Origin of the sequence: Sphingobacterium sp. JUb56 (assembly GCF_014191365.1) — a bacterium.
Classification (GTDB): Bacteria; Bacteroidota; Bacteroidia; order Sphingobacteriales; family Sphingobacteriaceae; genus Sphingobacterium; species Sphingobacterium anhuiense.
Genome location: NZ_JACHWL010000001.1, coordinates 3,702,309 through 3,714,933, shown reverse-complemented (window position 1 = coordinate 3,714,933; position 12,625 = coordinate 3,702,309). Strand labels below are relative to the sequence as shown.

Here is a 12,625-nt window from a genome sequence, read left to right as displayed (position 1 = left end):
TTTGCCTTTCAAATTGGTTAGCTAATTGCTAGAAACCAATTCTTATTTAGAATATTAAGCATGCAAAATTTTCAAAGACACGATAGATCATCAGATCGTGAAGCCAATCAGATGGTTTTCGGTATTCGTGCCGTTATAGAAGCGATAGATAGTGGTAAAGAAATTGAATCATTATTTATACAAAGAGGTTTAGCCGGAAGTTTAGTTTTAGAATTGAAAGCTCTTTTGAAAGAGCACGACTTAGGGTTTCAACAAGTTCCAATTGAAAAACTAAATCGTATCACACGCAAAAACCATCAAGGTGTTATAGCCGTTATTTCCCCGATTATCTATCAAAAAATTGAAGACATTGTTCCTGAAATTTATGAAAAAGGAGAAGTGCCTTTATTTTTGATGCTAGATGGGGTTACAGATGTGCGCAACTTTGGTGCTATTGCACGTACAGCAGAATGTTCAGGTGTACATGCGATCATTGTACCAAAAAAAGGATCTGCAGAGGTTAATCCTGATGCAATCAAGACATCCGCAGGTGCATTATATAAAATACCAGTATGTCGTCATGAAGGTTTGGCTAAAGTGGGTAAATTTCTTATTGAGTCCGGCATACAGTTAGTTGTAAGTACTGAAAAGACAAAAGATAGCATCTATGATGTTGATTATACTGTACCAACATGTATCATCATGGGAGCTGAGGATACAGGTGTATCAGACGATTTAATTCGTATTGCAGATCATCTTGCCAAAATACCTATGTTCGGAGAAATAGGATCATTAAACGTTTCTGTTTCGGCTGGAGTTGTATTATACGAGGCTATTCGTCAACGCGTGAAATAATACTTGTATAAATACTATATAAAAAAAGAAGAGTGGCTATCTTTAGGGTTAGCCACTCTTCTTTTTTTATGTTAATCACATTAGGAAATAACATAACTGTTGTATAAATAATAAGAGCGGCTATCTTTGGGATAGCCGCTCTTATTTTATAAGATGAATCGATTAGTATTTGTTACTAGATTCTTTTCTTTTTCCAGAAAAGTCTCTAAAACCACCACCATTTCCTTCTCTACGATCTCCACCACGGTATCCACCTTCACGTCTTTCACCGCCACCGCTTCTGCGATCACCACCACCGCGGTAACCACCTCCACCTTCACGTCTTTCACCACCGCCAAAGCTTCTACGTTCGCCACTTCCACCACGGCTTCTGTTTCCACCACCACGGTTTTCAGTTTTTCCGTCTCCAGAAACTTCGATACGTACGTTACGACCGTTGAAATCAACGTCTTTAAATCCTTCGAATACTTTTGTTACCTCAGCATCTTCAACTTCAAAGAAAGTGAATACTCCTTTTAAATCAATTTTACCAATTGATTTTCCAGAAATTTTAGCGTTGTTACAGATAAATCCTAACATGTCTCCACGGCTGAATTCATCTACAGAACCAAGGTTCATGAATAAACGAGTAAATCCTTTAGAGCTTCCACGTTCTCCTCTTTCACCACGCTCGCCTCTTTCGCCACGTTCGCGGCCATTGCTGCTGATATCACGTGCTTCGATATTTAAATCATGAGCACCTTTGTAATAATCTAAGAATCTATTGAATTCTAATGAAGCAAATCTTTTTACGATATCTTCTTTCGATAACGATTCAAAACCTTCCATAATAGCTGGTAAGAATTGATTGATTTGATCCTCATTAACTTCTACATTCTGAACTTTATTGATGATCGTTAATAATTGTTTTTCAACAACATCAGCTCCTTGAGGAACTTGTTTACGCTCAAATTGTTTTCCGATAACTTTTTCAAGTTGACGGATTTTGCTTTGCTCTTTAATGTTGATCAATGAGATTGAAATACCAGTTTTACCTGCGCGAGCTGTACGGCCAGAACGGTGAGTATAGTTTTCAATTTCATCAGGTAAAGAGAAGTTAATCACGTGAGTTACGTCGTTTACATCAATACCACGGGCTGCAACGTCTGTAGCAATTAATAATTGTAAACTACGGTCACGGTAACGTTTCATCACTTTGTCACGTTGTTGTTGAGATAAATCTCCGTGTAATGAATCAGCGTTGTAACCATCTTTAATTAAAGATTCAGCAATTTCTTGCGTTTCAATTTTTGTACGACAAAAGACGATACCAAAGATATCAGGATTTGAATCTACAATACGTTTGAAAGCAGCGTATTTGTCTTTAGCTCTAATTAAATAATATTGATGTTCAATATTAGCATTACCAGTGTTTTTCGTACCTACAGTCATTTCAACTGGATCAGTCATATAGTTTTTAGCTATACGGCGTACCTCAGATGGCATTGTTGCAGAGAATAACCATGTTTTTTTAGTGTCAGGAGTTTCTGACAGGATGTTGTTGATGTCTTCTTTGAAGCCCATGTTAAGCATTTCATCTGCTTCATCTAACACAACATATTTCACTTGAGAGAAATCAATAGCATTACGGCCAATGATATCTAACATACGACCTGGGGTCGCTACTACAATTTGCACACCACGTCTGATTTGACGAAGTTGGTCACTAATATTTGCACCTCCATAAACAGCAACAACATGTACGTTGTCGAGGTTTTTAGCATATCTTTCTATATCTTTCGAGATTTGCAAACAAAGCTCACGTGTTGGACACAATACCAACGCTTGAGGATGTTTCTGAGAAAAGTCTAATTGCTGTAATAATGGAAGACCAAATGCTGCTGTCTTACCTGTGCCGGTTTGGGCTAATCCGACAAAATCGTCGTTACCAGTCAATAAAACAGGAATGGCTTTTTCCTGAATTTCAGAAGGTTTTTCAAAACCTAATTCTGAGATGGCATTAACAATTTCCTCACGGATTCCCAGTTCTAAAAATGGGTTCATGAATTAATTTATACAATAGGCTCTATTGCCTAAGGCGATGCAAAGATAGGAAAATAATATTTACAAAACTAATTTATAAGCTAAGTATTTGATATAATGTGTTTTTTGAATGACAAATAAATATTTTTATACCTGTTAAACATAAATAAACCACATTGAAAAGAATTATTTGGATTGTGAAACTAATTTATAACTATTCTGCTTTTTTGATCATTTGTTAATGTAGACTTAATATTTCAACCTTACTTTTGATAGTAGTATGGATCAAATACCAATTATATATCAGCATTGGCTTCAAGCTATTAAAGAGCGAAATGATACAAACGCTTTTGGAGAGCTTTATCGCTATTGTTGGAAAGATCTTTATCAGCATGCTGCCCGGCGGATTTTGGACGCTCAGGATGTAGAAGATATTCTCCAAGAATTATTTGTACAGTTTTGGGAAAAGCGTCATACGATCGACATCCAAATGAATCTTCCAGCTTACCTCAAAGGAATGCTCAAGTATAAGATTATCGATTTTTTTAATGCCAATAAAGTTAAAAATAGACTGTTGGACCATTGGAGCAACCATATTTTTGACTATGTACAACAGCATCCTGAAGAATTGGAAACTTACCTTGCATTAGAAAGATTACTGGAAGAGGAATTGGAAATTATGCCGCATAATATGCGTCAGGCACTCTTACTTAAATGGGAGCATCTACCAATTCGAGAGATCGCCCTGCGTATGGGGCTTTCGGAGCAGACCGTGAAGAATAACCTGACAGAAGCTTCCAAAAGAATGAGGAAAGCAATAAGTGCAAGACAAAATGTTCAAAATAGCACGCTTAGCGTATTTCTTGTTCTCGCTCTGGAGCAACTATCTAAGTGAATATTATGTACAGCAGACAATGACTGCCACCAAAAATATACTTAACAATTCTTTTATAAAACATTAACTATTTCTTGAAGTACTTTATAGCTTTTTTGCAGACTTATATATAAACAGCAATCAAAAAAGTGAAAAGAAGAATATTTGAATCCCTGATCTATAGATATCAGCAGAACAAAGCTACAAAAGCAGAGCGTATGTTGGTCGATCGCTGGTATGAAACACTAGATCGGGAAGAGATTCCTGAAAGTGTAATTGATGAGGTCCAATTATGGAATAGGATACAACAGCAGATTGAAAATAAAACTCCTCAAAAATCATCAATTCGGAAAATGGTCTATTGGATTGGATCTGTGGCGGCTACACTTTTGTTTTGCTTTGGCATATTGTTTTGGAAAAACCAAACCGCTCTGGATACCGTAAAACAGGAAGTGAATGTAAAACCAGGATACCGGATTTTTGAAACAGGAGTTGCACAACGGAAGAAAGTATTATTGGCAGACGGATCAACGATCATTTTAAATGCACGTTCCAAAATTAAATTGGATACCGTTTCATACGACAGAAAGGACCGTGTAGTAGAGCTTCTTGCCGGAGAAGCATTTTTTGAAGTTAAAAAAGATTCTACAAAAGCTTTTGTTGTCAATACACAGCAATTACAGACAAAGGTATTGGGTACATCGTTTACGGTAAAAAACTACCGCGAATCGGATGAAATATCTGTATCTGTATTTACAGGTAAAGTACAAGTAGCGGCGGACAACAAGTCATTAGGCACATTGGAGCGCGGCGGACAGATTCGCTATACCAAAAACAACCACAGTAGTAACCAAGAGACTTTTGACCTCACTATACGTAATAGTTGGATTGAGGGAAAGATTTACCTAAAGCAAAGCAGTTTTGCAGAATTGGCATTAGCAGTTAAAAATATCTACAATGTAGATCTGAAAGCCGGCGATGATCAGATTGCCCGACAGCGCTACAGCATGCCGATATCGAAACAGCTCTCTTGGTCAGCAACCTTGGAAAGTATAAAAGCTGTCCACCATAACAAGTCTAGGAAGGAGGGGAGTACGGTGCATATCTACTAATTCGGGAATAAAAAAGAGCTGACGACTGCCATCGTCAACTCTGGATCCTATAGCATCCATAAGGTGCTATAAAATAACATATACAAAAACTTATAGAGCTATTATATACGCATACAAATTTATGAAATACGTTACGAAAAACAATATTAAGTTTATGATCAAGTCATCATTGGTGGGACTACTTCTTTTAATCGTATCGGCAGAAATGCTTTTAGCATCAGGTGCATACGGCCAGTTGCTCAATAGAAAGATTTCAGTTTCTTTTAATGAATCTAATATTCCAGCAGCTTTCGAGCAATTGGAATTGCAAAATATACATATTGCCTTTGATGCCAATAAATATAATCTGTCAAAGGAAAAAGTGAATGCCAAAATTTTTAAAAATAGCAGTATAGGAGAAGTAGTGCGCTATCTTCTTAGGGGTACAGATCTGATACCTAAAGATAATGGGGTCTATATTACATTGGTCAAAAAACCAATACAGCAGCTAGGACGCATTTCTGGGAAAGTAATTGATGATCGAGGTCAGTTGTTGGCAAATGCCAGCATTAAGTTGGTCGGAACCAATAAGACGACACAGAGCAGTATTGATGGTAGTTATATTTTAACCGCTGTATCGGGGACCTATGCCTTGGAAGTCAGTTATCTATCTTATCAGACACAGCGCATAGAAGGCGTGAAAATAGAGGACGGACAACTTACAGCATTAAATATTGCGATGAAAACGCAGACCAATAAGTTGGAAACGGCGGTCGTTAGTGTGTCGTTTAAAAAAGCATCTGTAGCAGGACTGTATGCCGCACAAAAGAACGCTGCCTCGGTGACTGATGGTATATCTGCCGAGCAGATTGCACGTACACCTGACAATGATATGGGGCAGGTGCTAAAGCGCGTTACTGGATTGACGACCGTCAACAATAGAAATGTGATTGTGCGGGGTATGTCCGATCGTTACAATCAAGCCATGTTGGATGGCGTAGTCATCCCAAGTACTTCGCAAAATAGACGTGATTTTTCTTTTGATATTATTCCAACCGAGATGGTGAGTTCTGTGGTGGTCAATAAAACGGCAACACCGGATGTATCGGCCGAATTCTCGGGCGGACAGGTTTCTATTAATACGTTAGATATCCCGGATAAGGATTTTACCACAATACAATATGGCGTTGGAGGAAATTCCCGCACAACAGGAAAAGACTTTTATCGTCTTGGTGAACGGCATACAAGCGAATATTTTGGTTTTAATCATTCTTCTTCGAAGCAGCCCGAAGGGATACAGCCTTGGTTTTGGAATGGTGAAGCAAGACGTCTAGATGCTCCTCCAGGATATATATTGAACGATCCAAAGTTGAATGAAGAATTTTTAATGCCAGGTTCAAATCTCAAGTATAATGACATTGATGCAATAGCCCAGTCCAAACAGGTTAACGCAGATGCGATGAAATTATATCGCTACAAGGCCAATCCTAATCAAAATTTAAGGTTTGCATTGGGAAGGCGGTATAATTTTTCAAATGGATTACTGTTCGGTTTCTCTGCTTCTGCTAATATTCGAAATGAACAAAATATTGTCGCCTTTAATAATGTGCGAGGATCTGGTATCATTAATGGGTATGGAGAGAAGCAACATATGATAGAAAGTGACACGATCGGTCAGAATGGTGCAGGAACCTCCTATCGCTTTAATAGTAGTAGCGGATTGGTGGCGAATTTTGGACTAAAAGGACAGGATTTTAAGCTCGCATTTAAAAATATGTACGCTCGGACTTTTAACAATAATTATAGTGAAAATATCCGGTCAACCTTTACAAATTTAAATAACCCTCCGACCAAAAATCAGTATCAATTACCTGAAACAATGTCTTTGCAGCAGCATCAGTTAAGCGGTGAATATCAGTTGCCGTGGAAAATCAAGGCTGAGGGTATGTTTGCCTATAATAGAATCAAGCAGCAGATTTTGGATGAACGTAAATTGCGATATGGATTAACGACTATATTAGACGGAAATTATATGTTTCAAAGTCCTAATTTATTAAGTCTTTCTAACTGGTCTAACCATTCCGAAACGGGTTTTGATTCCCGCATGTGGACTGAGATTAATGAAAATGATTTTAACTGGGCAATGGCATTTTCTCGAGTCTTTGGTGAAGGAAAATCCGTTAGCACTTTGGTTAAGGCTGGATATCAAGGCTGGAAAAAAAATCGTAATCTTTCGGTTTTTCGTTTGTTGCCATTTACCCGCTCTTACATGCCCGATGATCCTTCTAAATCGGCACCTGCTATTGAAAAACCTTATGATATATTGTTCTCTCCAGAAACTATCGGAAACGGAGTTGGTCAAGCTTATTATTATCCTGAGCCTATCGGTGGTAATGTTTATGATGGTGATATGAGTTCACATGCAGGGTATCTGATGTTGGATCAGAAATTTTGGAATAAGCTAAGATTAGTCTATGGATTCCGTGCCGAATACTACAATCTGTTAAATCGTCAGGATGAAATGTTTAGAAAGCAGAATGGCGATCCAGATGCAGATAACAATAAATTACTATTGTATAAACTGATGATTCGTGAAAATAATTGGAAATTTCTACCGTCCATTAATGCAACTTATAGTGTAACCAATACCTTTAATGTGAGAGGAAGTTATTCAAAGACGGCCATTCGTCCAGACTTTAGGGAGTCAGGTTTTTTTGGATTTTATGACTTTGAATTGGATGCTATTGTTTCAGGGGATAATGTCGAATCAACTTTTATCGATAATGTTGATCTGCGATTGGAATGGTATCCAAGTCCAGGTGAAATTATATCCTTAACCGGATTTTATAAATATTTAGATAAGCCAATAGAACTGATTGAAAATGAAGATGTAAGTCCCGGAACTGCATATGTTTTCAATAATATGGAGTCCGCAAAAAACATGGGGTTGGAATTTGAAATTCGTAAAAACTTGAGTTTTATTGGTGAGGCCGATTGGCTATCTAAAGCTTTTCTAAATGCCAATGGGACATTGTTGAAATCTGAAGTTAATGCATTAAGTCAGTGGAGACATAAGTTGGTAGATGATCGTACAATTGCAGAACGCGAAAAAGAAAGAGCGCCTAATCAAGATCGTCCACTAATGGGACAATCACCTTGGTTGTTGAATTTAGGTGTCGGTTATTGGGGTGATAGTTTTGGTATAACAGCAAGCTATAATCATAGAGGCTATCGTACAAATACGGCCTCCTTCAACCCAAATAGGGTAGAGTATGAACTTGCGCCAAGGCAGGTTGATTTTCAGGTGTATAAACGTTTTTTGAAACAGAAATTGGAAGTGAAATTTAATGCTGCCAATCTTCTGGATGAATGGACAAGGTATTATCAAAATCAATCAGCGTATAGTAATTCTCAAGGAGAAAAAGGAGAAATAATTTATGAGCTTGTTAAAGGAGATAATAAATATAATAGGGCGGACGACGATATTATAACCTATCGTAAAAAAGAAGGTCGAAGATTTAGTCTTTCAGTGACCTATAATTTTTAAAATAATAAAAAATAACTGCGCGAGGCAGCTTCATGCCTACCTTAAAAAATTGCACATGAGTTCCAAGTTTGTCCACATCGCACAACAGGAAGATAAAATAGAAGCAAAATAAGGGGGGATGAAAATAACTATGCAAACTTATGAAATGCTATCCCATAGGGATGCATAGTCTAAAAAATGATCTTGTGATGGCAAAACTAGTAATTATTTAACATAAAATGAAAAAAATCTTAACAGTAGCAAGTGTATGCGCAATCGCATTGGCTTCTTGTAACAAAGACAACGTAGGACCTAATTCAGATTTGAATGCTGGTTTGCCAAACAAACCTCAGGCAACTATTCCAACAGATGCTTCAGGTATTATTACTAAAACAACTCTTTCTGCGGATACCGTATGGAAAATTGATGGTGTAGCTTTTGTAAAACCAGGGGCAACATTAACTATTCAACCAGGTACGTACATTACTTCTGGTTTGACTAAAGCATACAACGATCAGATTACCGGATTGACACAAAATATCAAAGGAGTTTTGGTTGTTCCTAAAACGGCCAAATTGATTGCCAATGGTACTGCTGCAGCACCAATTGTATTTACTTCTCCGAATGCTGCTAACTCTCGTAATCCAGGTGATTTTGGTGGTGTTGTATTACTGGGTAGCGCAACCACAAATCAAGCTGCAACAAAAAGAATCGAAGGAATTCCTCAACCCGTAGGCGTAGATGTGACTTATGGTGGTACAAATGCAGCAGATAATTCAGGCTCATTAAAATATGTACGTATTGAGTTTGCTGGTTACAATTTAACTGCCGACAATGAAATCAATGGATTGACTTTAGGTGGCGTTGGTACTGGTACTACGTTAGAAAACATTCAAGTATCTTGGGGTAAAGATGATGGTTTTGAGTTCTTTGGAGGTACCGTCAATGCGAAATACCTAGTAGCATTATCAAATGACGATGATGATTTTGATTTTGATCATGGTTATACCGGAACAATCCAATATGCTTTATCATTGAAAGATCCTAATTCTACAAACAGTCTATCAGGCGGTAACTCTGATTCGAATGGTTTGGAGTCTGATAACGAAGGTACAGCTCCATATGCTCAAACACCTAAAACACGCCCAGTTTTGAAAAATTTCACATTCTTGGGTATTAAAGATGTTACTGTAGCCGGTACTAAATTGAAATTTGGTAACCGCTGGAGAAGAGCTTCAGAGTATGATATTCAAAACTCGATTATCGCAGGTTATGCAACAGGTGCCGCATTTCAAGACGGTGCAACAGGTACATTTACTGGAAATGTCGTTCATGCATACACTGCAGCTTTCAGTGGTGCTACTCCGACAGGAAACCAAACAAATGTGTCAACAGATGCTACAACTTATTTGAAATTGGCCGGTGCTGCTAATATCTTTTATCCGACATCATCTACATTTAATCCTGCTGTGTTAAGACCGTTGTCAACATCACCAGCATATGGTAATGGAACTACAACTTATAGTGGTGCTTTCCATCCAACAAATCCAGTTTGGACTGCGGGCTGGGCTCAATTCGCTCCCAAAACTTATTAATACTTATTTTCTTAAGTGAGCCATTTTTATGGCTCACTTCTTTTAATTAACAGACATATGCTTAAAAAATTATTTATCTATTTTATTGTACTTTGGACAGGTTGTGCGTTATATTCCTGTCAAAAAGGAGAAATAGTTGAAGATCAGCGACAGTTGGCGCGTGTGGCCTTTAAATCTTATTCAGGTGAAAATTTAGGAATAAAAAAAATCTCCATAGATGGCGAGTTTACCAATTATGATGGACCGAAAGATAGCTATCTTTTTATCTTTGATAAGAGTAAAGATACTTCTGTTGTAATTGCCTTTGGTAATGAGGATAAAATTGTGCTAAAACAGCGGTTAGCATTGAAAAGTGGAAGTAACATTTTCGGCGTTTATCCAAAAAGTCCACTTGATCCGACATTGGTAGTCGGGAAAAACCCCTTAGAAGGAGCACAATCAGATGCTACAAATTATCAAATAAAAATATTGAATTATAATAAGATCATTTCTCCCGATGGCGAGCCGGTAAGACTGGCTATATATTCAGGAACTTTAGTTTTTGATGAAAATACATTTGAGGAAAAGATGGTGTATGCCGAAGAACCTATTCTAACAACCGATCTAATAACCGATCAAATTCCTGATAATTTTATCAAAATACCTGTCGCAATACCCTATTATAGAGCTACAGTCTTGGATAAAGATTCAAAACCGCTATTGATCAATGGTCAACAAGTCTTTTTATTTTTAAGATTAGCGGCTCTTGGTTCGGATCCGATTGCCTTAATATATCTCCCACAAAAAGATCCTGATGTAATTTTTGAAGATGATTGGGTGACCTTCGTGGATGGATTGGGATTTGAACTGTCAAATGTTTGGCTAAAAAAGTAGATCCTCTTAAGAAAAACAAAGCTTTCTATTATTGCGCAGAACGTAAGCTATCAATACCATAAAACTAATCCTTATGAAAGGAATCAATGATTTAAAACATCGAAAACTACTGGCACTCTCCCTGAATTTTCAGGGAGAAATTAAGCATGATATAGATGCCTCCGTGCTATTTGCCTTGGGTAAAGAGCTTAACGACCTGAATCAACTTTATAGTCAATATCAAGAAGTATTACTACAGTTGGAAATATTGGTCAAGGAATATGAAGTAAAAGAGCGTAATATTCGTTCCGGCATATTATCGCGTTCCCTTCGTAAGCTTGTTAGAGAAGGACAAACCGGAGTTGATCTCCGTACCGTGATCAATTCTTTCAATTCCTGCGCACGCTGAAGAACGAATAGGTATTTATTCCAGTTTTTCTAATGAGGATTTATTTCTACAGGAATCGTTTCATAACTGCTGCCCAGGTATTGATGAGCATTTGAATTGGCTTTGTTGTTTTTATCCAGCGCGATTTTAGCTTGAGGTTTATGTGCATTGATTGTATTCAACACTTCCTCAATAAGTGGATCTTGTGTATCGCCTATAGGCACCAGTGGTAAAAAATCAAATTCATTTATAGGCTTTTGTGGTAGAATTCCCGCATTGTAGTTCCCTTGGTCCAATTTGTTATAAATTTTATAAACCATTGGGATTAAATGCCAGCTGCGCTCTACGCCATGTATTTCTTCTGGTGTAGATATGGTGGTAGAAGCCATGTCTTTTCCATAAGTTTTATCGCCAACCTGAATAACCTGTACGTAAGGGTGCAATCCATTAATGAGCATTTCGGAGGCGGAAGCTGTGTTTGGACCCGTTAGGATATATATTCTATTTAGTCCCAGGCCCTCTTTTAAAACTTCTTTGGCAATAAAAGAATAACCCTCTGGCTGTCTTTGTAGCGCAGCTGAAAAAGAGTCCTCCAGCTTTTTGATGTTTTTGTTTCCCTGATATTTCGCAAAGATGTCATTTTCCTTAATATTAGCGAACAATAGCGCACAAAATGAAGCAAAAGCAACCTGTCCGCCAGGGTTATAACGTAAATCAACAATAAGATCCTTTACTTGTTTGGATTTAAAATTTTGGACAGCTTCCAATAATGAATAAGCACCGCTGAAGTCAAATTGACTTAAAAAAATGTAACCTACTGTGGAAGACGACGAGATAATCTTAGACCTATAAACAACAGGTTGTGAAATATAGGAGGAGGGTAGAATAAATATTTTCCCATCTATCCGCTTCAGATTGATTGCAGGCAAATGAAAGGATTTATTTATCAGAGCTTTCATATTACTCTTATCCAAAAGCTCGTTGTTCATATAGGATAAACTATCACCACGTTTTAGACCCAGTAAATCTGCTTCACTAAATGGAACCACCTGAGTTACGACTTGGATAGTACCTGTTGCAACCTGTAGCTGCACCATATCAAAGCCAAAAGTATTTGTCAAGGTATTACCGTAGGTGTCGCTGTTCAGGGTTTGCATAATCATTGAATAATGGTCATCTTGAAACAAGATACTTTTGAAGAATAGATCCGGACGTTGCTGATAATCGTTTGTTGTTCTGATTTTAGTATTCCAGTAATAATACTGTCGCATTTGATCCAGAGTCCAGTGATTGATGGCCTCATTTGAGCCGGGCTCTTTCAACGAGTCTTCTTTTTCACAGGAGAAAAGAATCACTGAAAAAAGGGTTAAAACAATACGATTTGATTTCCACATTTTTTAAAATCTTAACGACATAAAAATACGTATTATCGAAATGATATTG

The 12,625-nt window shown here is 37.5% G+C and carries 9 protein-coding genes; 7 read left to right on the top strand and 2 right to left on the bottom strand.

Features of this window, described 5'->3' with window-relative positions:
- The first annotated feature begins 60 nt into the window (after positions 1 to 60).
- Positions 61 to 834, top strand: coding sequence for a 23S rRNA (guanosine(2251)-2'-O)-methyltransferase RlmB (gene rlmB / locus FHR29_RS15865; RefSeq protein ID WP_132772237.1), 774 nt, complete (start codon positions 61 to 63; stop codon positions 832 to 834).
- Between the two features lie 162 nt (positions 835 to 996).
- On the opposite strand, the gene FHR29_RS15860 is transcribed toward rlmB, so the two are convergent.
- Positions 997 to 2,877 (bottom strand): DEAD/DEAH box helicase, encoded by a 1,881-nt coding sequence (locus tag FHR29_RS15860; RefSeq protein WP_021187941.1) that lies wholly within the window; start codon positions 2,875 to 2,877, stop codon positions 997 to 999.
- A gap of 259 nt (positions 2,878 to 3,136) precedes the next feature.
- Here FHR29_RS15860 and FHR29_RS15855 point away from each other — a divergent pair, with 259 nt between their 5' ends.
- The 6 genes from FHR29_RS15855 to FHR29_RS15830 all read left to right on the top strand — a co-directional run bounded on the left by FHR29_RS15855 (position 3,137) and on the right by FHR29_RS15830 (position 11,203).
- A complete protein-coding gene (locus FHR29_RS15855; protein ID WP_183915706.1) occupies positions 3,137 to 3,751 on the top strand; it encodes an RNA polymerase sigma factor in 615 nt (204 codons plus the stop codon).
- Positions 3,752 to 3,879: 128 nt separating this feature from the next.
- Positions 3,880 to 4,842, top strand: coding sequence for a FecR domain-containing protein (locus FHR29_RS15850; RefSeq protein WP_183915704.1), 963 nt, complete (start codon positions 3,880 to 3,882; stop codon positions 4,840 to 4,842).
- Between the two features lie 154 nt (positions 4,843 to 4,996).
- Entirely contained in the window at positions 4,997 to 8,368 is a 3,372-nt protein-coding gene (locus FHR29_RS15845) for a TonB-dependent receptor (protein WP_260292153.1), read from the top strand.
- Between the two features lie 218 nt (positions 8,369 to 8,586).
- Complete coding sequence (locus FHR29_RS15840; protein WP_183915700.1) at positions 8,587 to 9,942, top strand: hypothetical protein; 1,356 nt, start codon at positions 8,587 to 8,589, stop codon at positions 9,940 to 9,942.
- A gap of 57 nt (positions 9,943 to 9,999) precedes the next feature.
- Positions 10,000 to 10,815 (top strand): hypothetical protein, encoded by an 816-nt coding sequence (locus FHR29_RS15835; protein WP_183915697.1) that lies wholly within the window; start codon positions 10,000 to 10,002, stop codon positions 10,813 to 10,815.
- Positions 10,816 to 10,888: 73 nt separating this feature from the next.
- Positions 10,889 to 11,203 (top strand): hypothetical protein, encoded by a 315-nt coding sequence (locus FHR29_RS15830; protein WP_132772246.1) that lies wholly within the window; start codon positions 10,889 to 10,891, stop codon positions 11,201 to 11,203.
- A 29-nt stretch (positions 11,204 to 11,232) separates the two neighbouring features.
- Here FHR29_RS15830 and FHR29_RS15825 read toward each other — a convergent pair whose 3' ends face one another.
- Positions 11,233 to 12,576, bottom strand: a complete 1,344-nt coding sequence (locus FHR29_RS15825) for a S41 family peptidase (RefSeq protein WP_183915695.1) — start codon at positions 12,574 to 12,576, stop codon at positions 11,233 to 11,235.
- Between the last annotated feature and the right edge of the window lie 49 nt (positions 12,577 to 12,625).

Bases quoted from the DNA above. Each gene is read 5' to 3' on its own strand.
- FHR29_RS15855 (WP_183915706.1), top strand. From the start codon at position 3,137: ATGGATCAAATACCAATTATATATCAGCATTGGCTTCAAGCTATTAAA.
- FHR29_RS15860 (WP_021187941.1), bottom strand. From the start codon at position 2,877: ATGAACCCATTTTTAGAACTGGGAATCCGTGAGGAAATTGTTAATGCC.
- FHR29_RS15840 (WP_183915700.1), top strand. From the start codon at position 8,587: ATGAAAAAAATCTTAACAGTAGCAAGTGTATGCGCAATCGCATTGGCT.
- FHR29_RS15835 (WP_183915697.1), top strand. From the start codon at position 10,000: ATGCTTAAAAAATTATTTATCTATTTTATTGTACTTTGGACAGGTTGT.
- FHR29_RS15830 (WP_132772246.1), top strand. From the start codon at position 10,889: ATGAAAGGAATCAATGATTTAAAACATCGAAAACTACTGGCACTCTCC.
- rlmB (WP_132772237.1), top strand. From the start codon at position 61: ATGCAAAATTTTCAAAGACACGATAGATCATCAGATCGTGAAGCCAAT.
- FHR29_RS15825 (WP_183915695.1), bottom strand. From the start codon at position 12,576: ATGTGGAAATCAAATCGTATTGTTTTAACCCTTTTTTCAGTGATTCTT.
- FHR29_RS15845 (WP_260292153.1), top strand. From the start codon at position 4,997: ATGATCAAGTCATCATTGGTGGGACTACTTCTTTTAATCGTATCGGCA.